The sequence below is a fragment of the Mangrovimicrobium sediminis genome, assembly GCF_004745945.1.
In the GTDB taxonomy this organism is placed as follows: domain Bacteria; phylum Pseudomonadota; class Gammaproteobacteria; order Pseudomonadales; family Halieaceae; genus Mangrovimicrobium; species Mangrovimicrobium sediminis.
In genome coordinates, this window is record NZ_SRLE01000005.1 from 376121 (window position 1) to 402330 (window position 26210).

Here is a 26210-nt window from a genome sequence, read left to right on the forward strand (position 1 = left end):
GCCCCCCTAGCCGGCGGGGGCGGGATCGAAGGCGATCGGCAGGCCCTTGAGCCCGCCTGCGCCCATGAACGGGCGGTAACCCACCGGCCCGGTCTGGCGCGGGTTGCGCACGCGCTGGGCCAGCAGGTGGAAGCCCTCCTGGATCTGCGCGCGGGCGATGAACTGCCCGAGGCAGATATGCGCGCCCAGGCCGAAGGCACTGTGGCGATTGGGGTCCTTGCGCCATGGGTCGAAGCGCTCGGGGTCGGGGAAGGCGTCCGGATCGCGGCCGATCACCGGGTTGGTAAACCACAGCAGCGTTCCCGCCGGCAGCAGCACGTCGCGATAGCTGACGTCCGCGGTCAGTTCGCGCAGCAGTGAAGTGGAGCTGCGGTAGCGCAGGGATTCCTCGATCACCAGCTTGCAGTACTCCAGATCCTCCGCGCATTGCGCATAGACGTCCGGGCGCTGCAGCAGGGCGTGCATGGTCAGGGTCATCACGTTCTTCGAGGTGTCGTAGCCCGCCACGAACAGGTTGATCAGCATGTCGTAGAGTTGCCGCTCGCTCATCAGGCCCTGCCCGGTTGCCTCGATCAGCGCGTCCAGCAGGTCCGCTACCGCGGTGGTGCGCTCGCCGGCGCGGCGCCGCGCCACCAGGTCGATGACGAACTCGTCCATCAGCAGCATGGCGCGCTGGAACAAGGGAATGGTTTTCGGGTCCATGGACAGGGCAACACCGAGCGCCTCGAGGGAGTCGCGAATTTTCGGGATCACCTCGCCCGGGGCGCCGATCAGGGCGCACATGACCGAGATCGGGTAGTAGGAGGCGAACTCCTCGAAGTCGAAGGCGCCTTTGGGCACCCACTCGTCCAGCAGCACGCGCATCTTTTCGCGCATCAGCTCGCGCCGCTCATTGGCCCGGCGCGGTGTGAACATCGGCGCGACGATGGCGCGCAGCTGCTGGTGGGCCGGTCCGTGCAGGTTGAGAACCTGCTCGTTCATGAAACGGCCCCAGGGCGTGTCGCGCACGTCGAGGATGTCGGCGACGCCGTCCAGTGGCACGCGCATGTTGCCGTCCTCGTGGCGGAACAGGTCCTTCATGGCGGCGTATTCGTGGACGACGTAGCCGAAGTCCGAGGTGGCCAGCCAGGGGTGCGTGGCGCGGGCGGCGAGAATGTAGCGCATCGGGTCCGCGGCGAAGTCGGTGCTGTCCAGCGGCAGGTGCGGCAGTTGCAGCTCGGCGAGGGGCTGCTCGGTGGTGGCGGATTCCATGGCGTCTGCCCCGGTTATGATTATACGAAACAAACTATCATAACTAGCGCGATAAAACGAGCGCGCCCGCGATTGCCGGACGTGTGCACCGGGGCCTCCGGGACGCAAGCGGGCGCCTGTGGTAGCTTGGGCGCACCGGCACGGGGGCGGGCGTGCTGGCAAAGTGTTCGGACACAGAAATCAGTCCCGTCAGGGCAGGAGTAGTGATGACCGCTAACGGTGATGCAGACAGCGCGGCGAGGAGGGCGGCGGCACGATGATTCGCGCACTCAAGACCCTGTTCGACCCCGAGCCGGCGATGAGCGAGGAGGCGATCCAGCAGCAGGTGCGGCTGGTCGCCGCTGCCATGCTGATCGAGACCGCGCGCGCGGATTTCGCCGAAGACGCCGCGGAGCGCGACACCATGGAAGTCCTGCTGTGCAGTGTCCTGGCGCTGCCACCGGAGAAGGTACGCGATCTGATCGCCGCCGCCGCGGCGCGGGTGGACGCCTCCACCTCGCTGTATGAATTCACCCGGGTGATCAACGACCACTACAGCGCCGGGCAGAAGCTGCGCCTGATCGAGGCGATGTGGGCGGTCGCCTACGCCGATGGCGACCTCGACAAGTACGAAGAGCACCTGATCCGCAAGGTGGCGGAGCTCACCTATGTACCCCACGCGGACTACATCCGCGCCAAGCTCGAGGCCAGTGCCGGGTAATCGCTGCAGCTGTAAGCGCTCTCAGCGGCGGCCGCGGCAGGCCAGTACCAGGGCCCAGAATTCCGCGAAATCGTTGACCACCACGTCCGGCTTGTGCGGATAGCGCTCGTCGCCGGGAAAAATCTTGTTCAGCCAGGGCAGGTCCCACTGGGCGCCGTTGAAGAATACGCTGGTGACGCCGGCGACCTTGGCGGCGATGGTGTCGGTGGTGGAATCGCCCACGTACCAGACTTCGGCGCCGGCATTCGCCCCGAGATTGCGCAGCGCCAGCTGGATCTGGTCCGGGTGGGGTTTGCGCTGTTGCGTGTCGTCGCCGCAGACCGCGGTCACGAATAATCCAGACCAGTCCTCGCCATCCACATTGGCCACCTCGTGGTTGAAGAACTCGCGGTCGCGGTTGGTGATCACGCCGAGAGTGAGGCCGAGTCCCGCCAGCCCCTCCAGCATGCTGCGCACCTTGGGCTCGAAGGGCAGCGCCTTGCCGAAGTAGTTGCGGTAGTGGCGCTTGAACGCCTCGTGGGCCACCTGCTTGGCCGCGTTGTCCTCGCCGAACAGTACCTCGAAAATGTCGGTGCGCGAGATCTTGCGGTCCGCCTTCACCCGCGGGTGCAGTTTCTGCCGCTCGCGCACGTAGTCCACCAGGCGCTGGTCCTCCGGCGATTTCGCCTGCTGCGGGCCGACCAGCGCATCCATCAGGCCCAGGTCCTTGAGTTCCGGCAGCAGGTCGTCGACGGCGTGGTACATCGCGTCCAGCGTGTCCACTAAGGTGGCATGCCAGTCGAACAGGATGATGGCGGGCGCCGTCAGGCTCGCCACAGCGGGGTGCCAGTCCGGCTCCTGCCGCGGCGGCGGGGGCTGGCGCGGCGGGCGTCGTGGTGGCCGCACCAGCGGCAGGCGGCGGCTGGGATGGGCGCACTCGAGCAGGTCCAGCAGTTGCTCGAAATCGTCGACGGCGGCGTCGGGGCGACCGCCGCGCATCTCGTTGGCGGCGAACAGGCGCTCAAGTTCCGCGGCGCCCTGCAGGCCCGCGTTGTAGTAAACGGCGGTCACCCCGGCGCGGCGCGCGGTGATGACATCGGTGACGCTGTCGCCCACATACCACAGCTGTTTATCCGCGCTCGTGCTGAGCTCGCGGGCGCACTCCCACAACAGGTCCGGGGCCGGTTTGTAGCGCGTCGCCTCGTCGCCGCAGCGCGAGGCGCCGAGCAGGGACTGCCAGCGCCCGTCGTCGACCACGGCCAGTTCGCTGTCGAAGAATTCCCGGCTGCGGTTGGTGGCGACGCCGACCGGGATGCCCAGCTCACGGAGCAACTGCAGGTAGTCGGCGATGCCCGGCTGCAGGGGCGAGACCTCGCCGTAGAAATTGCGATAGCTCGCGTTATAGGCGCGGTGGGCGATCTGCCGCGCGTCGTCATCGTCGCCAAACAGTGCGTCGAAGATTTCAGTGCGCGAGGTGCGCCGTTCGGCGAGTACCGCCGGGTGCAGCTTGCGGTAGATGCGGATGTAGCGGATGAGTTTTTCGTCGTCGGCGCTACGCGCGGCGCTCTCCGGCACCATGCGCTCCATCAGGCCGAGGGCCTCGAGCTGCGGCAGCATGTCCTCGATGGCCAGGTACATGGCGTCCAGCGTGTCTACCAGGGTGCCGTGCCAGTCGAAGACCAGGGCATGCGGCCAGGGCAGCGCTAAAGATTTCGGTATCATAAGACTGCGCGATGCGGTATCATGTAGGGGTACTTGTATGTCTTCTTATTTGTGTCCCGCGCTTAGCGATAGTTCTTTCCGACCTTCCTGTTTGTAGAACATAACATAAATAGTGTTGCCCTCAGGTATCCCTTCCCGCAAGGGTTTCTACTTTATTAGCGTATAGGAAAGAGTTATGTCCAAAGTAACTGGCAAGGTCAAGTGGTTCAACGAGTCCAAGGGTTTCGGCTTCATCGAGCAGGCATCCGGCCCCGACGTTTTCGCGCATTTCAGCGCGATCCAGGGTTCCGGTTTCAAGACGCTGCTCGAAGGCCAGGAAGTCGAGTTCGTCGTCACCCAGGGCGCCAAGGGCCCGCAGGCGGAAAACATTACCGTCATCAGCTGAGTTTACTCGCGGTCGCGACGGGCAGTGGCCTGTCGCGCCGCGCGTTTTCTCCTGTCCCGCTGCAGGGCGGGACGTTATTTTTTCAACCCGATAATGGATAAAAGTCATGGCTCGAGTTCCGACACGTAAATCTTCACCGAAAAAGCAGGCTGCGGCAGTAGAGACTTCCGATTCCATTGCCGAGCAGACCGAGGCATTCCTGAAGCGGGGCAAGAAAATCGAAGTCGTGGCCTCCGGTATCAGCGGCCAGCCCACGCTCAAGGCGCGCAAGCCCGCCAACCAGCGCGGCAGCTGAAACACCAGCGAGTGCGGTGGGCGCAAGCAGCGCCGGCCGCAAGCGCGAACCACTACCACAGGCCCAGGCATCCGCCGGCGCAAAACAGCCTTGAGCTGATACAGCCTTGAGCCTGTTCCAGCCTCGAGCTATTCACAGCCTTGGGCTAATTACAGCCATGAGCTAATCACAGCCATGAGCTGAATACCCCCGGAGTTCATGACCGCTGCGAGTTCATTGCTGCCGCCAGTGCGCTCAGCCTCGTGCGCCAAACTCGCGCGGAAATTTAGCTACCAGGCCTGATCCCGCACATTCCCCGCTGCGTACCGAGGGGATGACTCCCGCACAAAGCACGACCGCGCCCGGCGACGGCCCCGCCCGCACGTTGCGGCTGATCCTTGGCGACCAGCTCAACGCGGCGCATTCCTGGTATCGCCAGCGCGACCCGGACACCCTCTACCTGATCGCCGAACTGCGCCAGGAAACCGACTACACCAGGCACCACGTGCAGAAGGTCTGCGCGTTCTTCGCTGCCATGCGTGCCTTCGCCGCAGCGCTCGAGCAGGCCGGGCACCGCGTGCTGCATCTCACCCTGGACGCGACCGCCGACTGCGCGGACCTGCCAGCGCTGTTGCGCCAGTGCCTGGAGCGCTACCACTGCAGGCACTTCGAGTACCAGCGACCGGACGAGTACCGTCTTGCGCAGCAACTGGCTGCGCTGGCGCGGGACCTCGAGGTGACCAGCGCCTGCTGCGACAGCGAGCATTTCCTGCTGCCGTTCGAGGAACTCGGCGACTACGTGAAGCCGGCGAAGAGCGTGCGCATGGAGGGTTTCTACCGCAAGCTGCGCCGCCGGTTTCGCTACCTCATGGATGGCGAGGAACCGGTCGGCGGACGCTGGAACTACGACAGCGAGAACCGCGAGTCGCTGTCGGCGCAGGACATCCAGGCGCTGCCTGAACCGCTGCTGTTCAGCAACCCGGTCGGGGACATTCTCGAGCGGCTCGCCGCCCACGGTGTGGAAACCTTCGGCCGGCCCGAAGCGCAGCTGCCCTGGCCGGTCACCCGCGAGCAGGCGCGGCAGTTGCTGCGTTTTTTCTGCGAGACCTGCCTGCCGCACTTCGGCACCTTCCAGGACGCGATGACCGCGCAATCGCCCCACGCCTGGAGCCTGTACCACTCGCGCCTGAGTTTTGCCCTGAACGCCAAGCTACTCTCGCCGCGCGAGGTGCTCGACGCCGCCGTGGCGCGCTGGCAGACACCGGACACCGGGGTCGGCATCAGCCAGGTGGAGGGCTTCGTGCGGCAGATTCTCGGCTGGCGCGAGTACGTGCGCGCGATGTACTGGATCAACATGCCGGACTATGCGGCGCGCAACGCGCTGGATGCGCAGCGCGCGCTGCCGGCGTGGTTCTGGACCGGCGAGACGCGCATGAACTGCCTGCGCCAGGCCATCGGCCAGTCGCTGCAGTACGCCTACGCCCACCACATCCAGCGCCTGATGATCACCGGTAACTTCGCCCTGCTGGCCGGTATCGACCCGGATGCGGTGGACGCCTGGTACCTGGGCGTTTATATCGACGCCATCGAGTGGGTGGAACTACCCAACACCCGCGGCATGGCGCTGTTCGCCGACGGCGGCTGGATCGCCTCCAAGCCCTACGCTGCCAGCGGCAACTATGTGAATCGCATGAGCGACTATTGCCGGGACTGCCACTACGCGGTGCGCGGCAAGACGCAGGCGGACGCCTGCCCGCTCAACAGCCTCTACTGGCATTTCATCGACCGCCACGCCGCGCGGCTGGCGGGCAACCAGCGCATGGCCCTGCCGTTGAAAAACTGGCAACGGCAAGCCGCCGATGAACGGGAACGCATCCTGCGGCGTGCTGAAGACGTGTTGGCCTCGATCGAGGTGCTGTGAGGCCGTGGCCTCGCCGGGACCTGCAGCGAAACCGCGATCCAGCCTTGCCCGCTGACTTCCAGGCTGGCGGACACCGCTCAGGCGGTTTCCGCCTCCACGGGCAGCGGCGGCAGCACCAGCGGCGGCAGGCCGTGGGCGGCCCGCGCCCGGTCGCAGTCAGCGTTTTCCTGGCCGTCTTCGCCGCTGCGCTGAAAGTCGCGACAGGGACTCGGCCGGTTGTCGTAGATTGTGCAGCGCACGGCGCCGCCCACATCGCCCAGCAGGGCGGTACAGCGCGGCGCGGGATTGTTGGTCCCGCTCATGCAGCTGCGCAGGGGGCCACACTGTTCGGTGAGATTGTCGGGTACGCCGCCGCCTGCGCCCTGTGTCTCGCCCCAGTAGAAGGACACACGGAAGAACGCGCAGCAGGCACCGCAGGTCAGGCACGGTGAAGTGCTACTCATGGATAAAAGACTCAAGCGTTTCAACTGGCGAGACAAAACGCGTGCGGCCGGACAGCGCATGCGCCAGGACTGGCGCGGGTAGACCGGGAAGGTCAGACAGGTGGCTACGCCCTTCGGGTCGCTCAGGGGAACCCCCATCCCGAAGTGGCGGCAAAATTATCAGCTTCCAGGCCACCCGGCAAGAGGTGCGACCTCCGCCGCCAGCCGGTTCCAGGATACATTAGAAAGTGCTAATATTTGTGCGCACTGATCGGTCAGTATGCGCGGAAGTCGGCGTTTTGCGGCCGCCGGCAACGGGAGTCCCAGTATGATTTTTCGCCAGTTGTTCGAGCCTTTGTCCAGTACCTATACCTACCTGCTCGGCTGCGAACGCACCGGCCAGGCACTGCTGGTCGACCCGGTTTACCCGACCTGGGAGCGCGACCTGCAGGTATTGGAGACACTGGGGCTGACGCTGTCCTTTACGCTGGAAACCCACGTGCATGCGGACCACATCACATCCGCACGCAAACTGCGCGAGGCGGTGGGTAGCCAGGTGGTATTCCCCGCTGCATCCGCCGCGGCGTGTCCGGACCTGCAGGTGCGCGATAACGAGATGTTCGTGATGGGCGATGTCGCGCTGCGTGTGTTGTACACCCCGGGCCACACCGACGACCATCACTGCTACCAGTTCCACGACCGCCTGCTGACCGGCGACGCCTTGCTCATCGACGGCTGCGGCAGGACGGACTTCCAGAACGGCAGTGCCGAAGACCTCTACGCCAGCATCAGCCAGCGGCTGTTCACCCTGCCCGACGACACCCTGGTCTACCCCGGCCATGACTACCAGCAGCGCCGGGTCTCCAGCATCGCGCAGGAAAAGGCGCGCAACCCGCGCCTGGGCGGCGGGCGCTCGCTGCCCGAATTCATCGAGATCATGGATAACCTGGACCTGGCCTACCCGAAATTCATCGACTACGCGGTGCCCGGCAACCGCCAGTGCGGCGAGTGCCCCAGCGACCTGCCGGAGAAACTCGAGGCTTACTGCGACAGCATGACCGAGAGCCCGCAGGGCTGAGCCATGCTCGAACTGCTACCACTGCTGTTTGGCCTGGTTGTCGGCCTGGCGCTGGGGCTGACCGGTGGCGGCGGCTCCGTGTTCGCCATACCCCTGCTGGTGTTCGGGTTGCACATGAACGTGCACGAGGCGGTCACCCTGTCCCTGGCCACGGTCACCGTGGTGGCGGCGATCGGCTGCAGCAACGCCGCGCGCAACCGGCTGGTGGATTTTCGCGCCGGCGGCATTTTCGCCCTGGCGGGCATTGTCGCCGCGCCCTTCGGCGTGATGCTGGCGGACCGGTTGAGTGAGAAGAACCTGTTGCTGGCGTTCAGCGTGCTGGTCATCGCGGTGGCGCTGACCATGTGGCGCAAGGCCAGTCGCAACGCCGTCAACAGCCGGGTAGTGCGGGCCAACTTCGTCGACCCCGCGGCGCCCGAGGGCGGCGCGATCTGCCAGTTGAACCCGGACACGGCCGCGCTGCGCCTGACCGCGCCGTGCAGCGTGGTACTGGCGTTCACCGGTCTCATCACCGGCGTGTTGTCCGGCCTGTTCGGGGTCGGCGGGGGGTTTGTTATCGTGCCGGCACTGACCTTCGTCACCCAGCTCTCGATTCACCGGGCGGTGGCGACCTCGCTGTTTGTCATCGCCCTGGTGGGCGGTTCCGGTGTGGTGTCGGGGTTCGTCGCCGGGCGCGAGATTCCCTGGCTTATAGCCGGCATTTTCCTGGTCGGCGGCGTGGGCGGCCTGTTCGCCGGACAACTTGTCGCCAGCCGGCTCGCCGGGCCGACCCTGCAGAAGACCTTCGCGGTTTCCATGCTGGTGCTGGGCGTGGTAACCATTGCCGCCAAGCTCTAGCCCGGTAGAATCAGTCCCGCTTGCCGGAGAACCAGCGCCCCTGGACGTACGCGCCGGCGAGCATGCCGCCCACGCACCACAGCAGCGGCCAGTTGCCGGCGCCGAGTCCGGCGATCGCCGGCCCCGGGCAGACCCCGCTGAGCCCCCAGCCCACGCCAAACAGCGCCGCACCGCCGAGGGTGCGCCGCATGGTCTCGTCCGGCCGCAGGCGGAACGCCTGCGCAAACAGCGGCCGACGCAGCAGGCGCGGTGCCAGCTGGTAGACCAGCAGCGTGGTCCCAGTCGCGGCGCACAACACCAGCAACAGGCCGAGGTCGTCAAAGCGCAGGAAGCTGAGGACAACCTCCGGCTGGATCATGGTGGCCAGCGACAGGCCGAAGCCGAACAGCGCGCCGCAGGCGAGCACCGTGGCAGAGAACGCAAAACCGCGCGAGTTCACAGCCCCAGCCCCCGCACCAGTTGCGCGGTGATAATGGCGACGCCGAGGAACACCAGCACCGCGAGTAGCGACAGCAGGTTGAGGCTGGCGACACCGCAGATGCCATGGCCGGAGGTGCAGCCGTTACCCAGGCGCGCGCCGAAGCCGGCGATGAAACCGCCGATGAGCAGGTAGGGCACTGGGATTTCGGTGACCGGCACGGGGTTGCCCAGGCCGTAGCGCCACAGGGCGGCGCCAAGCACCAGGCCTGCGGCGAACAACAGGCGCCAGTTGCGCGAGCGCAGGAAATCCTCGCGCTGGAAGCCGGGGCAGCGGGAGAACCAGGACCAGACCGTGGAGAACACGGAACTCATGCCGCCGACCAGTCCGGTGCCCAGGTACAGCGCGCTGACTGCAAGGCCGATCAGCAGGCCGCCGGCCAGGTAGTGCTGCATACCCAGGGGAAAGTAGGTGTCTATCATCGCCGCGCCGTACCCGGTGGAGAAGGGATGGGCACTTTACACCAGGCCCGGCGGGCTTACCAAGCTGCGGGGTTCAGGCCGGCCCGCCGAATACCGGGGCGCCGCGTTCGTCGAAACTGAGCAGGGTGGTCTGCGCCCAGGGCGGCTCTTCGGTGCGCAGCGCCACCAGCGGTTTCTGCTGGCTCCACTTCATCACGTCCAGGCAGATCTCGGCGATTTGCGCGGCGCTGAAGTGCTGGTGCAGCTCAGCCTTGAGTGCGTCGTCCGCCCAGGCCGGGCGCATGATGATGGCGTCACACAGGCGCAGGGCGGCGATCACCGCGGGCGGGAAATCGCTGGTTTCGTAGCGGGCTATCTTGCGCTGCATGGCCTCGTCGAAACCCGCTTCCTGGGCGTCGCGCAGCCGCAGTGAGCCGCAGATACGGCAGTCGTGAATCTGCGCGCAACGCAGGCGTACGATCTCAGTGGTCAGCGGGTCCAGGGTATTCGCCCTCACCACCGCATTGGCGAATTCTCCCATGGCCTGTTCCAGCGGGCCGCCCACGGAATCGCCGGCGGTCAGCTCCGCGGCCGCGAGCCTGGGCTGATGCCCGCTCACGGCAGCACCCGCGGCATGACCAGTTGCAGGCGGTAGTGCATGTCGATGGCGTAGAGCGCGCAGAAAAACTTGTAGATGGTGTCCGCCGATTCGAACTCGCGCAGTCGTGCCACCTGGTCGTCCTCGAGGGTGCTGACCGAGGTGACGAACTGTTCCGTCGCCGCCAGGAACGCCTGCTCGCGCGGCGTGAGCGCGCGCGGCGGCTGCCATGAATGGTCTGTGAGAATGCTCTCGATGCAGGCGGTGCACAGGGCCAGCAGCTCATCGTCCAGGGTCGCGCGCGCCTCGACCATCAGCGCGTCGAGTGCGGCCAGTGGCGCCGGGTGGTCAGCTCCGAGCAGTGCTTCCAGGGTGATGGTCATGGCTGCCTGCACTCGGGTTTGGGAAAGCCACCATAGCAGTGCCGAGGCGGCGCGGTGTGATGAACGGCGGCCGCTAGCGGTCGCGACAGGTGGTGTGCGATGTTTTCCACGGTTTCTACTCCCCGGCTTCCGGTGCGGCGACTTCGTAGACCAGCAGCACGCCGCCGGGCATCTTGCCGGCGAAGCCGTAGCCGCTGTTGGTGACCAGCCGGCCGCCGACAGCAATCACCGAGGCACTGCCGCCGATGGAGCCGCCGCTGGCGCTGGCGCCGCTCACGGTCTGAAACTCGCGCGCGGTGTCGGCCTCCCAGAGCACGCTGCCATCGCGGATATCGTAGACCCGCAGATAGCCGTCGTTGGCGCCGGCAAACAGTAATTGCGAGGTGATGCCGGGCACGGTCTGGTTGCCGGGGTAGCAGGCCGGGCGTCCCCGGCACACGTCGTCCGGCGCCGGCGATTGCCAGCGGTAGTCGCCGCTGGCCACGTCCAGCGCGTAGAGTCCGGGACGGGCGGGGATGGCGTAGCTGCGCCCGTCCGGCACGTCGCTGACGGGCACGTAGAGTACGCCATCGTGGGCGGCCAGACCGAACAGGATGCCGCCGACCACGCCGCCGCGGCCCACGCGTTTCTTCCACACCAGCTTGCCGGTGTCGGGGTCGACGGCTACCACCTGGCCCGCCTTGTCCGCGGCCACCACCAGCGCCTTGCCGTCGCTACCGGTGGCCAGCACCGGGCTGGAGCCGAAGTCCACATCGGGACCGTCTTCCTCCGGGCAGTTGTGTTGCACGAGCTCGGCGCAGGAGCCGTTCCAGGCGTCATCCGCCGTCGCCTGGTAGTGCCAGCGGGTGGCGCCGGTTTTCATGTCGATGGCGACAATGCTGTCACTGAGTCCGGTGGCCGGGCTGGAGTAGTTGTCGCCGGTGGATACGTAGACCAGGCCGCGCTGCTCATCGACCAGCGGCACTGTCCAGATCGGTACCCCCGAGGGACCGAACTGCTGCGCACCGGACGCATTCCTGCCGCGCGGTTGCGGCGACGGGACCAGCCAGGTGCGGAACTTCTCCTCGCCGCTGGCCGGGTCCAGCGCGACCAGCGCCCCGCGGAAGGTGCAGCAGGGGTAGGTGGGGTCGCTGGCGGTGCCTTCCTCCAGCGACGAGGTGGGTACGAACAGGGTGTCCGCGGTGAGCGCCGCCGTGCCGCTCAGGGTCAGTGCCGGGTGCTCGTCCATGCGCTTGCGCCACACCAGCTCGCCGCTGCGCGCGCGAATCGCGTACTGGAAGCCGATGATGTCGCCGAAGAACAGCAGCGGGTCCGCCGCCGCGTCGCCCGGGTTCCAGTGTTCGATCAGCACCCCGGTCTTGATCTCGGCGGAGGCCTGGAAGGTCCAGTGGGCGCAGCCGCTGTCCAGGTCCAGTGCGTACAGAGTGCCGGACTGGCTGCCCACGAACAGCGTGTCGCCCGCGACCAGCGGCTGCGAGCGGGCGCGCACCGCACCGGGGAATGCCAGCGCATACTTGAGTTGCAGCCGGCCGACGTTGTCGCGCGTGATGCCCGCGTAGTCGTCGGGTATGAAATGGCTATGGCCGGCATCAAAACCCCAGCCGCGCAGGACGGGCAGCGCGTCGAGCTCTGGCGTCGCGCTTGCGCACATCACTGTCGTGTCGGCGTTGTCGCCGCTGCCCAGTCCGCGCGAGGTCAGGTACTGGGCGACCGCCTGTTTTTCTTCCAGCGACAGGGCCTCGGCCTGGGTGCGCATGACGCCCTCGGTAAGTGCCTTGAGTATCGACTCCGGGGTCATGAAGGCGAGGATGAAACGCTGCGGTGCGCGGTTCAGGCCGTGTTCGTGGCAGCTGACGCAAACCGTGTTGTAGACCTTCTCACCCAGGGCGGCGGTGCCCGGGTCCAGGTTCGCGGTGATGTCCTTGTAGCTTTCCGATTGCGCCCGCGCGGCGGGGTCATGCGTCGGCGCGGCGAGTGCTGCATGGGCCAGCAGCGCGCTGGTAGCGAGCGCGGCGACAAGGCCGCGCGCTAAGCCTGCGAGGACGGGTGCGATCATTATTATTTCCCGATGGTCGGTGATCGTTTCAGCAGCGACAGTGTACCCGCTGGCAGAAAAAATGCACTGTGCCGGGTGCAATTATTGAGAAGGGTCTCAGATACCGCCGTACTTCAGCCGCAGCTGGAACAGGAAGGTGTCGCGACTGACGTATTCGCCGGAGAACGAGCCGACACCGGGAATCGGGTCGGTAGTCACCGGGGCGTCACCGAAATCCATGTAGCTGAGTGCGGCCATGATCGCGTACTTCGGTTTCCACTGCCATTCCAGGGCGACGCCCGCGGACCAGATGGCGTCCAGGCGCAGGGTCATGGTGCGGTCTTCGTCGTCGATCATCTGGCTGGTGACCATGCCGCCGATACCCAGCGTGGTGCGCGCGGCCACCGGCAGTGAATAACTCGCGGCCAGGGCGTAGATATCGTTGAACGACTGGTCCGATTCGACAAAGCCGCTGCCGTTGAAATAGATCTCGGACAGCCTGAACGAGCTGAAGTCGATCCACGCCACGTCGAGTGTCAGCGCATGTGCGTTGTCGAATTCATGGTAGACGCCGAGGAACACCGATTGCGGGGACGTGCTCTGCACCTCGACATCAGCACCGATGACCCCCAGCTGTTGCATCACCTCCTGGGTGCGCGGCCCGAGCCCGGAGAGTTTGTTGTTGCCCTCCTGGGTGGCGTCGATTTTTGAGCTGTAGAAGGCCCCCCAGCGCGTGGTGTCGCTGGGCTGGTACAGCGCGGAGAACGCGTAGCCGAACTCGATGCTGTCGGTCTCGATGCGCGATTTTCCGTCTGCGTAGCCGGGGTCGAAAATGTTGGCGACCGAGCGCTCCTGTTCGTAACTCGCGTAGGTCACCGCGACGCTGCCCGCGACCGACCAGCGCTCGTTGATCTCGTAGGCCAGGCTGGGCAGGGCGCTGACAAACAGCGAGTCATACTCGCGGATGAAGTAGCGGCCCGGCCAGTCGCCGAGGTTGTCGGAAAAGCCGACGCCAAGCACGGCGAAGGAGAACGCCCACTTGTCGCCCAGTGGCTGCACATAAAAAATGCGCGGGACATAGGTGTCGCTGGAACTGACCGACGTATCGACAGACTCGCTGTTCTCGAAACCGCTCTCCCACTTGGATTCGCTGTTCAACCACATCAGTTCGACATCCAGCGCCGCCTTGTCGAAGCGCGTGCTGCCGGCGGGGTTGCTGCCCGCGGTGGCCGCGCTGTCCGCGGTGGCGGTAAGACCGGACAGCCCGGGGTAGGGTCGGGCGTGCGCCAGCGGGGCGGACACGAGCAGTAGCATGGCCAGTTGTAGCGGGAAGGCGTACCTCATTTGCAACTCTCCAGGGTTTGCAATGGTTGCGCGGCTGGCGCAGGGGTCGACACAAGCGCTGTCACAGCGGCTGGCGCAGGGTGTCCGAGGCCGTGTCGGCCAGGATGTAGGCGCCGGCGCAGATCATGACCAGCGGCACGAGCTTTTCACCGATGGCTGTGATCCTGCGCCCCAGTTCGGGATGGGCGGCGATGTAACCGGCCAGACTGGCCGACAGGGTGGCGCAGGCGAGAAACACCAGCGAACCGATAGCCAGGGCCCGCAGCGTGCTTTCCGCCGCCAGGGGTATGAAAATGGCCAGGCTGTCGGCGCTGTTGCCGAGCATGAGCAATGCCGTTGCCAGCATGCCACCGCCGGCGACCGCAGCGGGCGTGCCCGGTTGCGGCGTCGGCGCGGCGTCCGTGTTGCGACGCAGGACCAGCAGGCGCAGCCCCATGGCCAGCGGTATCACCCCGAGGTAACCGATCAGCCCCGGATCGACCAGGCTGCCGAGCAACGACCCCAGCGACGCCACCGCCAGCACCACAGTACAGGCCAGCAGGTATCCCGCCCGGTGCCTCGCGCGACGCTCCGGTTCGGCGCCCATCAACACGACGAGCAGCAGCAGGTTGTCGAGATTGGTGGCAATAAAGCCGGCCGCGACCACGACGGCCGGGCCGGCAAGTTCGCCGGGAATCATTGTCGGATGCTGTGCGGAATGCCGCCGCTCAATCAGTCGTCACACATCAACTCGATCTTGACCTTCGCCAGTTCCAGCGCCTCCATCGAGGTCGCTTCCACCAATTGTTGCTTGGCCGCCAGGCACTCCTGTGCTTCCTCCCGCGACTCCTCAGCGACGCTGCTCACCGCCGCGGCGTTCTTCGGTTCGCAGTAGGCCGACGAAACCCGGCGCAGGTTGGCGGTGTCCCCGGCTTTCTCCACCGCGACACAATCGCCGGTGCGGATCTCCCGCTGGTCGGTGACCACCTGGACCAGGCCGGCGCTGCCCATATCGACTTCGTAGAGCATGCCGCGGGTACTGCCCTGGGAACCGCTGGCGATAGCGCTGCCGGCGATAGTGCCGATAATCGCGTTGCGTGCCTTCTTGCTGGAGGACTTCCCTTTCGCCGAGAGCAGGCCCAGCGATCCACCCACCACAGCCCCCGCGGGGACAGCGCCACTTTTAAGGTCGACTTCCTTGCCGGCCTTGACTACGCCGTACTGCACGCTGACGCTCTGTCCCGCTCGCTGCGCCAGCGCGGGTGACTGTGCGGTGCCCAGGGCCAGGGTCACGGCGATAACGCCGGCCCGAACAATTGCTTTAGAAGATTCCATTTTTTTCCTCAACGGGTCATGTCACTCGGACAGTTCATAGTGTACCCCGCACCCTCGGGCGGTGTGTTGTCAGCGGACGCAGGTCAGGGCGCATACCAGATTGGCGAGGTATAGGCCCGCTCCTGCTGGCTGGGGGAAATACCCTGCGGCAGGTCGACGCCGTAGAACGCCGCATCGTAGGTGGTCCAGTTCGGGGTTGGGATCTCCAGCACACGCACGTAGTAGAACGCACGCTGACGCGGGTCGAACTCGGGGTCTTTCCAGTAGGCCAGCATCAATGCGTCGCCGATGCTGTTCGTGTAGGTGGCACTTGGTACATCCACGGTGTTGCCGACCGGCCGCTCGCAACGTCCTTCACTGGTGATCGCGCGATCATCGGAACACTGCACATCGTAGACACGCTCGTGCAACTTGCCCCTGCCGTCCAGCCAGCCCTTGACGATCTGCACGCGGTCCAGGTTCGCGCCATCCAGGTCGCGCAGGGCGCGAATGACGAAAGCGGGCGACTTCCCGCCCGGTGCGGAGTTCAAATCACCGCCCATCGGTACCCCGCGCAGGTAGCCGGTCTCGGCAAAGTCCGGGCGCTGTACATCGGCCTCGGTAAAGTCCCAGCCGGCGAATACACGTACCGTCATGCGTGTGCCGGTGGTGGTGTAGACTTCCTTGCGCGCCAGCGCATCCCAGATGCCTTCCCGTGTGTTTTCGCTCGCCCAGACACCTGCCAGGCCAGCCGCCAGTGAGTTGACATGGCGGATGGTGATGTCCGGTCCGCCCGGTTCCTGCAGGTAGCCGGTGATCTTCTCGTTGAACCTGTCCGGATTCGCACTCGGTTCACCGGGCGTCGCCTTGCCGAAAAAGTTGTCTTCCTGGGTCGTGGCCAGCGACGTGTGGGTGTCGGTGGAGCCGATCATGCCGAACTTGAAGGGGTTGGCGCCGAGTTTCTCCTCATAGGCCAGGCCGCGCTTGAGCGCCTCGCGCGCGTATTCCCTGGGTAGCATGTCCGGGGTCTTGGGCTCTGGGCCGAAGCTGCCCTTATCCCAGGTGCCGTAATCGGCAAACTCGTCGTTGGGCGAAAGGGCGGGATGTGCTTCGCCATCGCCCTTGATCTGCGTGACTTCCAGGATCGGCTCCCAGCGCATGCGGCGTTCGGCGTAATCCCGGTCCAGGCGCTTGCCGCCCATGGTCCTGTCGTCAAACATCAATCCGTTGGAGAGGTTGCCGTTGTGCGGTATCGCCAGCATGCGCCCGCCGGTCAGCTTCTCGTAGCCGGCCATCCAGGCCCACAGTTCCTCGGGGTCGGTGGTGTCGTAGTTGGACAGGGGAATGACCTGGTCGGCGCGCTGCTTGCCGTCCCTGAAAATAACATTGCGGTGAAGGTTGTTGCCGCCCGGGCTGGACGTCCACTCGAAGCCGATGAGTGCGGAAAACACGCCGGGCTGGTTGTATTCCTCGGCGGCACTTGTCAGCTTCTCCCACGCGGAGCGGGTCAGCGCGTCGTTGCCTGCCAGCGGGTCCTTGCGCGTGGCCATACCCTGGCCCCAGAGCGTATAGGCTTCGCCGTACTTGCCGGCGTAGACGAGTTCGGAGATCTTGCGTCCGAAGTCGGTTTTCAGCAGTTCGGGATTGCGCTCGGCGATCATCGGCGCCAGCCCCATGTTCTCCGAGTGATCCGAGACAACGATGAAATCCAGCGGGCGTTGCAGCTGGGCGCGTACCCCGTTGCTGGCGACCACCATTTCCCCGCGGGCGAAGCGATAGGCCTCGGCGGGGCCGAGGATATCGCCGATCATCCCGGCGTCGGTGGAGTAGGCGGTATGCACGTGGGTGTCACCCCAGAATACCTGCTGCGGATACCCGCGATTGAGGTAGGGCGAATACTCCGCCTGGCCGAGATGGTTGGCGCTGTCGGGTTGTTCACCGTAGCCGGCGTAATCCTGGGCGCTTACAGACGCTGTTGCGGTGAGCAGCAATGCGGCCAAGGTCTGTGTCATCTGGGTATTCATGTGCGATTCCCTTAGAAGGTCCAGGTCAGGCCGGCGCTGAAGCCGTATTGCTGGACGTCATAGACATAACCGTCATCGTCGTAGTCGACATCGAGAACGCGATAGCCGAGGGTTGTTCCAATGCTGTCCGTCCACTGGTAGCCCAGGTTGAACGAGGCGTCGTAGAAGATATCGGAGCCGATGCCGAGCCCGCCCATACCCAGCCAGCCGACCAGGTAGAATTTTGTATCACCCAGCGGTGTGCGACCCTTGAGCCCGACCATGGGGTCGATCCAGTCCTCGGAATTCTCGATGCGCTTGCCGGCCAGGAAGCCCAGGCCACCGCCGAATTTCAGCGTGGTGTCGACGTCCCAGTAGCGCGCGCCGGCGAACAGGTCCAGCACGCTCTGGTTCGCGTTGTACAACTCGTAGGTATAGGCCAGCGACAGCCTGGTGTCCTTGGTGATGCTGCGCAGGGTGAGGTCGAGTTCCTTTACCAGGTCTTCGTCCGAACGCGTATCCGTGTAGATGAAGTCCGCGAGGAAGCCGTGGCGACCCTGCTTGCCGCTGAAGATCAGCATGTAGCTGGCTTCGTTGTCGTCGAAGGCGTCGCTGGGGCTGATGTCGACCGGCACTTCTGGCAGCCCGGGCACCGTGGCGATATCGCCATCCAGGCCGGCGAACCACAGGTACGGGCTGAGGGAGAAATCCCAGCCGTCGCTCGCGGGGGCGGGGGCGGCGACAAACGCCGCTGGGGTCAGTGCGGTGAAAAGCGCTATGGCTGTCGATTTTTTCATTGCGGTATTCCTCGGCAGGGTGACGCCCTAGTTGGCACCCGTTGCGTCTACTTTGGTCAGCGGGGGTATTTTCCAGCTGCCGTCCAGGGCCTCCGGCTTCGGCCAGTACAGGCGCATCACCACGGAGAACGGTCCCGCGGGGGCCGGCAGCCAGTTCGGCTCCTTGTCCTTGCCCGGTGAATCGTGCTGGACGTACAGCGTGATACCGCCTTCGGCGTCGCGCACGAAGTCCGGCAACATGGGCGAGTTAACCAGGTAGCGGTCGATCGGGTTGGCCACCAGCAGGCTGGCGGGTTGCTCGTACATGGTCAGTGACCAGAACGAGTTGACCGGGGGTAACTGGCCCGGCGCGAAATACAGGGTGTAGCGATTGGCGCCGTCGAGCTTTTCGCCGTTGGCATCCACGTAGTAGCTGGGATAGATCGCCTCGGCCGCGCTGTGTCCCCAGATGCCGAGTACGGCGCCGGCCATGCGGTAGGGATAGTTGTTCTGCAGGTAGTCCCGGGTGCCGAAAATATCGCCCGAACCGACTTCACCGCGTTCTGCGCGCTGCTTGAGTTGCGCGAAGTCCTCCCAGGCGTCCGCGATACCCTGGGCGATGGCGGCCTGGATGTCCGGGGAAAATGCGTCCCAGTCGAAAGCCTTGCCGGCGCCGATGTCCAGTTTGGCGAAGCGCTGCATCAGTGCTTTTTCGGTGGGGTGGGTGGGACAAAACTGCAGGACAAAGTTCAACTGCTGGAAAACCGCGGGGGATTTGGTGATCTCGTCGCGCGTCAGCGGGGGGATGAATGCAATTTCCGGGGCGGCCGTTGGTGCCGGCTGGCCCAGGTACGCCGACAGCGGTTGCACCTTGTACTGCGCCTGGATGGCTTTGACATTGTCCATATCATCGGGACTGAACAACTGGGTCCGGTACACCGCGGTGACCAGTTCGGTCTCGGCGCGAATCACCTGGGTAATGCCCGGCGGAACCGTGCCCTGCCAGCCGGGCCCGGCCACCAGGAACTGGCCGCCGTCGTTGCCCGTGGTGCGACTGCCGATGTAGTCGAAGTTGTGGGTGTACAGGTCGATCAGCTGGATATTGAAGTAGCGCTCCTTCTCTATCGGCGGCACGGTCAGTACCAGCGGTTCAGTGCGCAGGTCCAGTCCGAGCCAGCTGTAGGGCGTATCGGAGTTGGGGGTCTGCACCGCCCGGTCCTCGGGCGTGTAGACCCGGGCGATATTTTTGAGCTGGTTCCAGGGGGTCTTGTACTCCGGGTTGGCGCGGTCCACGAACGAGCCGTAGATAATGCGGTAGTTGTCGACCATGGGGTTGGCGTAGGTGTAGGCCTCCCTGGCGATGGCGCGAGCTTCCTCCGCTGAAACATCGGCGTTCGCCTGTGCGGATTGGAACAGCAGCGCCGTGAACAGTGCGAACACGGCACCGGCAGCCCGGGTGTTGAGATTCATACGCATCGTGTTATCTCCTCTCAGTTGGCCGGTTGCGGTTTGGGGAACTGCCATTCGCCGTCGAGAATCTCCTGTCGCGGCTTGTACATGCGCACCGCATAGTTCCAGCCCGGTGAGATGGGAATGCAGTTCACCGGGTTGCTGTCACAGCCGCCGAAACGGATGGTGTAGGAACCGTCGTCGTTTTGCCCGGCCGAGGAATTGTTATAGCTGTTGACGCCCAGTGCGTTGTCATCCAGGTAGCCGTCGGCGTTGTACACGGTGATCGACCAGAAAGCATCGACCGGCACGTCCTTGACCGTCAACTCGTAGGTTGTGGTGCCATCATTTTTGCTGACGCTGTCCACGAGGTAGGAAGCGGCGCTCTTGGGCAGTCCGCCCCATCCGGCCGCGGCGCCGACCAGGTAGTCCACGGGACGCACATCTTCCTTGCGACCAAACGCGTAGGACGGGTCGAAGCCGAGGACGGCCAGGTCGTTCAGTGCCTTGCGGGCGGCTGTGAGGTTGTCGGTGTTCCAGTCGGGGGCCTCGAAGGGGCCCTCGCCGCCGCCAATGACTTGAATCTTGTCCTGGGCCGCGTGGGCCTTGTCCAGGTCGGCCGGGTCGCCGGCATTGTAGTAGGTGCGAAAGGTCGCGTAGGCGAAGCGCGTGCCCACGCTATCCTCGGTGAGCTCATAAGTGCCCGGCTCATCCTCGACAAACATGTAGTGGTCCTGGCTGATGACGTGCAGGGACATGTAGCGGCCGCCGATTTCCGGTAGCGTGATTTTCACCGGCCTGGAGAGGTCCATGATCAACGCCGAGTAGAGGGTATCCTGGTTCATGCGGATCACCGGCTGGTTGTCCGGTGTGGTGGGTTTGCGCATGTGAAACAGTTTTCCCACCTGTATGTGGAACGTCTTCATGTTGGCGCGGAACATGGTGTCGCTCTCCGCGCGCACGAAGTTCTGGACGTTGACCGGCACGTCTGCCGAGGTGGCACCGGCCCCGGTCAGGACTGCCAGGCCCAGCGCGCTGCGCAGGACGATGGATTTGCTGTGCTGCAGTTGCGGTCTTTTCATGATTCTCTCCATTGCGTTGCAGTTGCCATCGGGCGCTACCAGGGCAGCGCCACGACCGGGGATACGTTGAACCGAAGCTGGTAGTCGGGCCCGAAATCGTCCGGCGACGCCACGTAATGCCAGTACTGGACGCCGAACTTCCACGGGCGGCCCCCGAGCAACAGGGTACGGGACACGCCGATACCGAGCGGGAAGCTCAGCTTGTTGTCGCCATTGCGCGCTTCATGATTGTAGGAGAACGTTGGCGTACCGTTGATCTGCCAGCCGCCGCCCAGGTTGAAGGCGTAGAAGTACTGCCCGCCGGTCACGTTGGTGTCGTAGTCGTCCTCGCCCGCGATATCCCACTGGTGGGTGAGCAGCACGCCAACAACGCCCCAGGGGCGGGTCATGGCCAGGGCTACCTCCGGCCCCAGCAGCCACTGGTCGCGGCCGGCGAGGTCGTCGGTCGCGGTAGGCAGGGTGCCGACCACGCCGCCGAGCACGACGTAGCCGCCGGGCAGGGTCTTGCCCAGGGCCAGGTCGAAGCCGATATCGCCCAGTTGCCAGTCGACGCTGTCGAATTCCCCGATGCCCGCCGGTACGTCCTGCTCGATGACCACCGGGATTGCCGGCCGGAAGAATACGTTGGTGGTGTCGTCCAGCGGGTAGGGCAGTGACGGCTGGAACAACAGGCGCCAGCTCTCCTGGCCGCCAGCGCCGGGCAGGTCGCCCTGGTAGGCGGTGTAGTCCAGATTCAGGTTCAGCGTGCCCATGGCGGTGTTGGGGTTGGACAGTTCCGCCGCGATTTCTGCCGCCGAGGGGCTGCCCAGGCTGCCGTCACCTGCAACGCTCGCCTCGGCAACCTGTCCGGCGAAGAGTTGGAAATAGGTGTATTCACCGTCGCGGGTATCGCGCACGCGGTAGCGGTTGGCGTTCGCCGCGTCGCGCTCGAAGCTGAAACAGTTGGTCTCCTGTGCGGAGGAGTAGCAGACCTGGTTCTCGCCCTCCACCCGCCAACTGCGCTGGAACACCTCGCCCCAGGCTTCGATGCTGGCGCTGCCGTCGGCGGCGTAGTGGCCGACGGCGGAATGCCCCTGTCCGAGGTCGATACGTGCGGTGGCGCCGCTGACCAGTGCCTGCAATGTTTCGCGACCTTCGACAGGTATCCACTGTTCGGCATTCGCGCGCGGCGCGGCGACTGCAACCAGCAGGCTCATAAGTATGGGCACTACCCGCTTCTGGTCGCGGTTTTCCCTGGGCTTCACTGTGTGTCTCCCGAATTCGTGACCGGCGATGTCATGCTGCGCGCTTTAATCGCCGGAATCATGGATCTGGGTCAAGGTGCTGCACACAACGCTCAGCAGGTCACTTAGAAGCGCCGAAGCAGGGCGACGGTAACTGCGGCTACCGACGAGTCGTAGAAATCGAGCTTGTGCTCTTCCTCGAAGTAGGCCGCCGTGACATTCAGTGTCCACGGCTTCCAGCCGAAGGGGGCGGTGTAGAACGCGGTAGTGGAAATGCCGTAGCGCTCAGCGCTGTCCCGCGATCCGTACACCGGGTTGATCCGGCCATAGTCGAAGTTTTGGTAGAGGCCGTTGAAAACCCAGCGCCAGCGCTGGTTGTGGGTGTAGATATAGTTGAGGGAATAGCCGTAGCCGTCGTTGGCCATGGCGCCGCCGTCGAGGTCTGCATCGCGGTAGTGCAGGCGCGGTGTGAGGATGTGCCGGCTACTGGCGAGGTGAAATTCATAGCTGACCTGCAGGTTGTGGAGGTCGCCATTGCGGTCCAGCAGGTCTCGCTGCTGCTTGCTGAAGCCGAGCGCCTCGCCGCTGCGTTCCGTGTCGATCTCTACGCTTTTGCTGGTGTACTGCAGGGTCAGCCCGGTATTGAAGATGCGATCCCAACTGATGCGATAGCCGAGGCTGCTGCTCTCGGTGTCCTTGCGTTTCTCATTCAGCTGGTAGGGGTCTTCCCAGACATCAGCGGACAGGCTGGTGTTTACCAGGGCCGCGCCGAGGATGCCGGCGCCGCCGATATCCTGGCGTACGCCCGCGAGCGCGGAGAGGTCGAAGGTCAGGAAATCTTCCAGCAGGTTGCCGAGGTACAACTGGGTGCGGGTTTCGGCGAAGGTGTAGGACAACTCGAAGTTGAGCATGGGGATGACTGCGCTATCGCTGTCTGGCGAGCTGTCGATGTCATCGGTGTAGGCGTCGCCGACATCCACGATACCGCTGGCGAGTCCCGCGAGCAGGTTGCTCTCGAACTCGATGCCACCGGCACCGACGTTGACGTAGCCACTGAAGCCGCTCTTGTCCGGAATAATGGTTACCGCCTGCGCGGGTGTGCCGAACAGCAGGGCGCAACCGCCCAGCACCGATACGCGAGCCAGGCCGGCGATCGAATGGAAGTGAGTAGTCATGCCTGAGTGTCCCCGGTGAGTCTGGCGCCGACCCTGTCGTCGCGCTGAAGCCATAGAACCTTGCGAAGGTACTGAATCGTGCATTCCTCCGGGACCTGCCTGGACATGCGAGTCAACGTTCAAGAAAACTGCCTGTCCTGGGCTGGCGCCCGGTCAGCAATTCACGGCAACTGGCAATCGACGCAATCCTTCAGTTTTATGCAGGTTCTGGCGGTTTCGTCGTTCCCGTTTTTCCAGTCCAGGTACCGTCTGATTTTTAAGCACGAGAAGTGTAGGGATTTGGGGAGCGCGCGGCCTGTCATTTCGCGCCATACCCCGTCAGTGTCAAAAAACTTTTCTGCGCTGGACATGATTTTCCGGCTCAAGCCGCGGGAAGCTCCAGTGCGGGGATTATTGTGAAGAAAGTATTAAATTTTCATGACGAAACTTCGGGGGTAGGTCCCGGGAGTGATGGCGCTGCCGGCGAATGCCTGGTCGGAGGGGCGTCCGGAGGTTGGTCAAGCCCTGCCCAGCGCCGTGCGGAAGCACTGCGGGGAAAGTCCGTTTGCCTTGCGAAAGGCGCGGGTAAAATTGGACGCGTCGGTGTAGCCCAGGTCCAGGGCAATCTCGATGATTGGCTTGTCCGTGGTGCGCAGGCATTCCATCGCCATTTCCCGGCGCACCGCCAGCAGCAAACCGGAGAAACAGACATCGCGCTGTTCCAGCGAGCGCTGCAGGGTGCGCCGGCTGAGGTTCAGGCATTCGGCGACCAGGTCGACGGCGAGGTCCGGCCTGGCTATCAGCTCGACGATCTGTGTGCGGACGCAGTCGACGAGATCCCCGCTCAGCTGGCGTGTGCTGTTTCCTGGTGAAAGCTTCCTGGGGTCGTTGTCGTCGCAGGGCAGCCCCAGCTTGAGAATATCCACAGGGATGTCGATCCAGCTGCCCAGTCCGCATTGCTCCAACCGGGTGCCGGCAAACAGGTCCGATTCGGGGATGGCGACAAATTGACCCAACGGCAGGCTGATTGCAGGCGGGCACCAGTTGCGGCCCGCCGCCTGGCGGCAGCGATTGATGATGACGGCGAGGATCTCCAGGTGCGACTGGTACTGGCCGGTTTCCGGGCCGACGCTCCAGCCGACCTGGATGCGCCAGGTGTCCGCGCCGGTGACGATACCCAGGCTCTGTCCATTGGTCAGCAGGTTGTAGAGCCGCACGCCCTCGATCAGGTAGTCGCCGACCGTCGGCATGCAGTGCATGATGCGGCCATAGTCGCCGAGCACTGCCAGCGGTGCGGCCTGGCCTACCGTCAGGCCAAAATGCCTGTCATTCGCTGCCTGACAGGCCCTGTCGACGAAGGCGAACGCCTTCTCCACGCTGAGCAGTGCGTTCGGATACTGCAGGATATCCCCCGGCAGCCCGCTGTCCATGCTGACCTGCCTGGCGTCGATCCCGCGTTTATCGAGCTCATGGATATAGGGAGCCAGCGCGACGACTCTTGCGACACGCAGGGTCTGCTTGTGTATGACTGGATTCATCCTGCCCATCTCCATGGCCGTGGCAGCTATCGCACCGGCGCGGCACAGTCCGGCCCCGGCGAGGGGCGCGTGAAGCGGGTGGCCTGGCGCGCAATGACAGGCGAAGCACAAGGATCATAAGACATTTGTCTTATGGCGCGCTACCTGGCCCGGTGCACTACCTGTTTCGGTGCGCTAGCAGGACGGGGCTGGCGGTCTTCTCGAGGGATTCGGAGGGTGTCGAGCGAGTACAGCGGACGCCAGCGTGGCCGGCGGGGGCGGCCCTGGATGGCCGGGTCTGAATCGCGCGAGGACCCGAGGGCCCCCGCGCGCGTCGCAACAGTGAATCAGCGCTCAATGGACGGGCAGTAGCTGAGGAGGGCGTCGTCACCTGCCGCGATGATGTCCCCGGGCGCTGCGCCCTGGTGGATCATCGCTTCGGGCGGGCAGGGATAGTCCTCGTAGGCAATCACCTGGATACTCGCCGACTCGCAGAAGTTGAACAGCTGGGCAGTGGGATCGTAGCCGTCGCCGCGACTGGGGTTGATGGACTCCGTCGCGCCGCTGCACGCGCTGCTCTCGACGCTGACGGTCACACTGGTGGCACGGGTCTCCTGCACGCCGAGGCCGCCGATGGCCACGCCGCTGCCCAGCACCACCAGGCTCAGCATTTTTTGCGCGACGCCTTTCTGGCGCAGGAAGCGCAACGCGACCACTGCCAGCAGCAGGCCGAGCGCGATCATCAGGCTGGCGCTCATGGTCGGTACGGCGGTGGCGCCGGCGCCGGCGGTGGCAACCGGTCCGACCACCACCATGGGGGCGGCACTGCCGGCAAAGACGATGGAAGGCATGGCCAGGAACGCGCCGGCCACTGACGCGACGAGGCCGCGATGCTGTTTTTTCATTCGAATTGTCTCCGTGCATGGGTGTGAAGCTGACAAACGCAGCCGCAGCCAAAAATAATACCCGTAAGTACACGGCGAGTGAAGCGGGTCGGGTGTAGCGCCGGCAATTCATGCGGCTTGTGGCCGTGCGTCGCGCCCGGTATTGTCTTGTGCCATTCCAATCACAGGACTGGCTGAAACTGCAATGGCGTCTGTTGGCGAAACCCCGGACAACCTCGTCTACGTATTTACCGCTATTGCGTTCGCCGGCGTGATGGCCCTGGAATCCCTGTTGCCGCGACGTGAACTGGCCGCGGGTCTGGCCAATCGCTGGCTCAGCAACTTCGGCATCGGCGCACTCAACTGGTACCTGACCACAGTGCTTGGCACCTGGGTGCTGATCTGGCTGTCGCAGTGGGCGGCCCTGCACCAACTGGGCCTGCTGAACCGGATTGGCGCGCCGCACTGGCTGGGTTTCCTGTTGCTGCTTCTCTCTACCCAGTTGGTCAGCTACTGGTTGCACCGCGCGTTTCACGAGGTGCGCTGGCTGTGGCCGATTCACGCCGTGCACCACTCGGATGTCGATGTCGATGTTTCCACCAGCTACCGGCATCACCCGCTGGAGCCGCTGATCTCGCTGCCGATAACGGCACCGCTGGTCATCGCCCTCGGGGTATCGATGGAGGCGGCGCTGGCCTACCGCGTGTTCGCAGTAGCGGCCACGCTGTTGAGTCACAGCAATGTCTATATACCCAGGCGTGCCGACAGGGTTCTGCGCTACCTGTTGCTGACGCCCGACTATCACCGCCTGCACCACTGCTCGGACCCGCAGTACACCAACAGCAATTACGGCAGCCTGGTGCCCTGGTTCGACTACCTGTTCGGCACGGCGCGACAGCGCCCGTTCGACGAGCAGGCGAGCATGGAACTCGGGCTGGAATACCTGCGTGAACCGCGCGATTCGCGGCTGGACCAGTTGTTGCTGACCCCCCTGCACATGCGACAGCCCTGATCATCTTGT

The 26210-nt window shown here is 64.8% G+C and carries 26 protein-coding genes; 7 read left to right on the top strand and 19 right to left on the bottom strand.

What is annotated here, in order from left to right; translation table 11 throughout:
• Window positions 1-6 precede the first annotated feature (6 nt).
• Complete coding sequence (locus E4634_RS06590) at window positions 7-1251, bottom strand: cytochrome P450 (protein ID WP_135442007.1); 1245 nt, start codon at window positions 1249-1251, stop codon at window positions 7-9.
• A gap of 256 nt (window positions 1252-1507) precedes the next feature.
• Here E4634_RS06590 and E4634_RS06595 point away from each other — a divergent pair, with 256 nt between their 5' ends.
• On the top strand, window positions 1508-1951 hold the full coding sequence (locus E4634_RS06595) for a tellurite resistance TerB family protein (protein WP_135442009.1): 444 nt from the start codon (window positions 1508-1510) through the stop codon (window positions 1949-1951).
• 21 nt (window positions 1952-1972) lie between these two features.
• Here E4634_RS06595 and E4634_RS06600 read toward each other — a convergent pair whose 3' ends face one another.
• The gene (locus tag E4634_RS06600) at window positions 1973-3652 is read right to left on the bottom strand and encodes an HAD family hydrolase (protein WP_135442011.1); all 1680 of its coding nucleotides are present in this window, start codon (window positions 3650-3652) and stop codon (window positions 1973-1975) included.
• Between the two features lie 175 nt (window positions 3653-3827).
• Between E4634_RS06600 and E4634_RS06605 the strand changes: the two genes are divergently transcribed.
• From E4634_RS06605 to E4634_RS06615, 3 genes are all read left to right on the top strand, one after another.
• The gene (locus E4634_RS06605) at window positions 3828-4037 is read left to right on the top strand and encodes a cold-shock protein (protein ID WP_135442013.1); all 210 of its coding nucleotides are present in this window, start codon (window positions 3828-3830) and stop codon (window positions 4035-4037) included.
• Window positions 4038-4143: 106 nt separating this feature from the next.
• A complete protein-coding gene (locus E4634_RS06610; RefSeq protein WP_135442015.1) occupies window positions 4144-4332 on the top strand; it encodes a hypothetical protein in 189 nt (62 codons plus the stop codon).
• A gap of 313 nt (window positions 4333-4645) precedes the next feature.
• Window positions 4646-6232 (top strand): cryptochrome/photolyase family protein, encoded by a 1587-nt coding sequence (locus E4634_RS06615; RefSeq protein ID WP_135442017.1) that lies wholly within the window; start codon window positions 4646-4648, stop codon window positions 6230-6232.
• A gap of 77 nt (window positions 6233-6309) precedes the next feature.
• On the opposite strand, the gene E4634_RS06620 is transcribed toward E4634_RS06615, so the two are convergent.
• Window positions 6310-6675 carry a YkgJ family cysteine cluster protein gene (locus E4634_RS06620; protein ID WP_135442019.1) on the bottom strand — a complete coding sequence of 122 codons (366 nt, stop codon included), beginning with the start codon at window positions 6673-6675 and terminating at the stop codon, window positions 6310-6312.
• A gap of 307 nt (window positions 6676-6982) precedes the next feature.
• On the opposite strand from E4634_RS06620, the gene E4634_RS06625 reads away from it, so the two are divergent.
• The gene (locus E4634_RS06625; RefSeq protein ID WP_135442021.1) at window positions 6983-7732 is read left to right on the top strand and encodes an MBL fold metallo-hydrolase; all 750 of its coding nucleotides are present in this window, start codon (window positions 6983-6985) and stop codon (window positions 7730-7732) included.
• Between the two features lie 3 nt (window positions 7733-7735).
• Complete coding sequence (locus E4634_RS06630) at window positions 7736-8569, top strand: sulfite exporter TauE/SafE family protein (RefSeq protein ID WP_135442023.1); 834 nt, start codon at window positions 7736-7738, stop codon at window positions 8567-8569.
• Between the two features lie 10 nt (window positions 8570-8579).
• On the opposite strand, the gene E4634_RS06635 is transcribed toward E4634_RS06630, so the two are convergent.
• From E4634_RS06635 to E4634_RS06705, 16 genes are all read right to left on the bottom strand, one after another.
• The gene (locus E4634_RS06635; RefSeq protein WP_135442025.1) at window positions 8580-9008 is read right to left on the bottom strand and encodes a DUF6691 family protein; all 429 of its coding nucleotides are present in this window, start codon (window positions 9006-9008) and stop codon (window positions 8580-8582) included.
• Window positions 9005-9469 (bottom strand): YeeE/YedE family protein, encoded by a 465-nt coding sequence (locus E4634_RS06640; protein ID WP_135442027.1) that lies wholly within the window; start codon window positions 9467-9469, stop codon window positions 9005-9007. The genes E4634_RS06635 and E4634_RS06640 overlap by 4 nt, the downstream gene beginning before the upstream one ends.
• Before the next feature lie 73 nt (window positions 9470-9542).
• Window positions 9543-10067, bottom strand: coding sequence for a carboxymuconolactone decarboxylase family protein (locus E4634_RS06645; protein WP_167854796.1), 525 nt, complete (start codon window positions 10065-10067; stop codon window positions 9543-9545).
• Window positions 10064-10429 carry a hypothetical protein gene (locus E4634_RS21445; protein ID WP_167854797.1) on the bottom strand — a complete coding sequence of 122 codons (366 nt, stop codon included), beginning with the start codon at window positions 10427-10429 and terminating at the stop codon, window positions 10064-10066. The genes E4634_RS06645 and E4634_RS21445 overlap by 4 nt, the downstream gene beginning before the upstream one ends.
• Before the next feature lie 115 nt (window positions 10430-10544).
• Entirely contained in the window at window positions 10545-12485 is a 1941-nt protein-coding gene (locus E4634_RS06650; protein WP_135442031.1) for an outer membrane protein assembly factor BamB family protein, read from the bottom strand.
• Window positions 12486-12581: 96 nt separating this feature from the next.
• A complete protein-coding gene (locus E4634_RS06655) occupies window positions 12582-13808 on the bottom strand; it encodes an OmpP1/FadL family transporter (protein WP_135442033.1) in 1227 nt (408 codons plus the stop codon).
• Window positions 13809-13869: 61 nt separating this feature from the next.
• Window positions 13870-14487, bottom strand: a complete 618-nt coding sequence (locus E4634_RS06660) for a cadmium resistance transporter (protein WP_135442035.1) — start codon at window positions 14485-14487, stop codon at window positions 13870-13872.
• A 32-nt stretch (window positions 14488-14519) separates the two neighbouring features.
• Window positions 14520-15122: a hypothetical protein gene (locus tag E4634_RS06665; RefSeq protein WP_240725109.1), complete on the bottom strand. Its 603-nt coding sequence runs from the start codon at window positions 15120-15122 to the stop codon at window positions 14520-14522.
• An 83-nt stretch (window positions 15123-15205) separates the two neighbouring features.
• Window positions 15206-17113: a DUF3604 domain-containing protein gene (locus tag E4634_RS06670; protein WP_135442155.1), complete on the bottom strand. Its 1908-nt coding sequence runs from the start codon at window positions 17111-17113 to the stop codon at window positions 15206-15208.
• A 23-nt stretch (window positions 17114-17136) separates the two neighbouring features.
• Window positions 17137-17901, bottom strand: coding sequence for a hypothetical protein (locus E4634_RS06675; protein WP_135442037.1), 765 nt, complete (start codon window positions 17899-17901; stop codon window positions 17137-17139).
• A 27-nt stretch (window positions 17902-17928) separates the two neighbouring features.
• Window positions 17929-19356 carry a DUF1254 domain-containing protein gene (locus E4634_RS06680; protein WP_135442039.1) on the bottom strand — a complete coding sequence of 476 codons (1428 nt, stop codon included), beginning with the start codon at window positions 19354-19356 and terminating at the stop codon, window positions 17929-17931.
• A 14-nt stretch (window positions 19357-19370) separates the two neighbouring features.
• Entirely contained in the window at window positions 19371-20411 is a 1041-nt protein-coding gene (locus tag E4634_RS06685) for a DUF1214 domain-containing protein (protein WP_135442041.1), read from the bottom strand.
• A gap of 35 nt (window positions 20412-20446) precedes the next feature.
• Window positions 20447-21655 (bottom strand): hypothetical protein, encoded by a 1209-nt coding sequence (locus E4634_RS06690; protein ID WP_135442043.1) that lies wholly within the window; start codon window positions 21653-21655, stop codon window positions 20447-20449.
• A 104-nt stretch (window positions 21656-21759) separates the two neighbouring features.
• A complete protein-coding gene (locus E4634_RS06695) occupies window positions 21760-22809 on the bottom strand; it encodes a DUF2860 family protein (RefSeq protein ID WP_167854798.1) in 1050 nt (349 codons plus the stop codon).
• A gap of 497 nt (window positions 22810-23306) precedes the next feature.
• Window positions 23307-24326, bottom strand: coding sequence for an AraC family transcriptional regulator (locus E4634_RS06700; RefSeq protein ID WP_167854799.1), 1020 nt, complete (start codon window positions 24324-24326; stop codon window positions 23307-23309).
• Window positions 24327-24652: 326 nt separating this feature from the next.
• Window positions 24653-25210, bottom strand: coding sequence for a hypothetical protein (locus E4634_RS06705; protein ID WP_135442049.1), 558 nt, complete (start codon window positions 25208-25210; stop codon window positions 24653-24655).
• A gap of 184 nt (window positions 25211-25394) precedes the next feature.
• Between E4634_RS06705 and E4634_RS06710 the strand changes: the two genes are divergently transcribed.
• Complete coding sequence (locus E4634_RS06710) at window positions 25395-26201, top strand: sterol desaturase family protein (RefSeq protein WP_135442051.1); 807 nt, start codon at window positions 25395-25397, stop codon at window positions 26199-26201.
• Window positions 26202-26210: the final 9 nt, after the last annotated feature.